Genomic DNA, 832 nt, shown 5'->3' with positions numbered 1-832 from the left:
GACCAGCTCGGCCACGCCCTCGGCGGCCGGGCCGCGGCGGCTGACCAGCAGCAGGTGCCGCGTGCCGTGCCGCTCGGCCAGGTGCTTGGCGAAGCGCGCGCCCAGGCCGCCGGTGCCGCCGGTGATCAGCACCGTGCCGTCCGGGTTCGGGGACCAGCCGGCGCCGGGCGCCGCGGTCTCCGCGCGCATCAGGCGCGGCGCCAGCAACTCGCCCTTGCGGACGGCCAGTTGCGGCTCGTCCGTGGCGAGTGCGGCGTTCCAGTCCGGCTCGCCGTCGCCGTCTGAGCCGTCGACGTCCACCAGGACGAAGCGGCCCGGGTGCTCGGACTGGGCGCTGTGCACCAGGCCCCAGACCGGGGACTGCGCCACGTCGGGGGACTCCTCGCCCACGGCGACGGCGCCCCGGGTCGCCACGACCAGCCGGGCGTCGCCCAGCCGCTCGCTCGCCAGCCAGCGCTGCACCAGCTCCAGCGCCCGGACGGCGGTCACCCGCGCGGCCTCGGCCGGGTCGGCGGCGTCGGCGGGGGAGTCGATCGTGGCGACGACGGCCTGCGGCGCCTCGGCGCCCTCGGCGAGTGCCTGCTCCAGCGCGGCCAGGTCCGGGTGGGCCCGGCCCGCGCCCAGCAGCGCGAGGTCGAGCGGCGCGGCGGAGCGCTCGGCCGCGACCGCGGCCCAGTCGAGCCGGAACAGCGCGTTCTGCCGGCCGCGCTGGGTGCCGTCCAGCGCCGCCTGCTGGACCGGGCGGACGATGAGGGAGCGTGCGGAGACGACGGGGGTGCCGTCCGGGTCGACGGCGTCCAGGCGCAGCGAGGTGCCGCCGGTCATGGTGGAG

1 protein-coding gene is annotated in these 832 nt (G+C 79.0%); it reads right to left on the bottom strand.

Annotation, left to right across the window (positions count from 1 at the left end; translation table 11 throughout):
- The coding region (locus tag VM95_RS37785) for a SpnB-like Rossmann fold domain-containing protein (protein ID WP_045706052.1) at positions 1-832 on the bottom strand (832 nt) is incomplete at both ends.

Origin of the sequence: Streptomyces rubellomurinus (genome assembly GCF_000961885.1) — a bacterium.
GTDB lineage: Bacteria > Actinomycetota > Actinomycetes > Streptomycetales > Streptomycetaceae > Kitasatospora > Kitasatospora rubellomurina.
The sequence above is the reverse complement of the archived record's forward strand: the minus strand, read 5'-3'. Positions and strand labels throughout refer to the sequence as shown.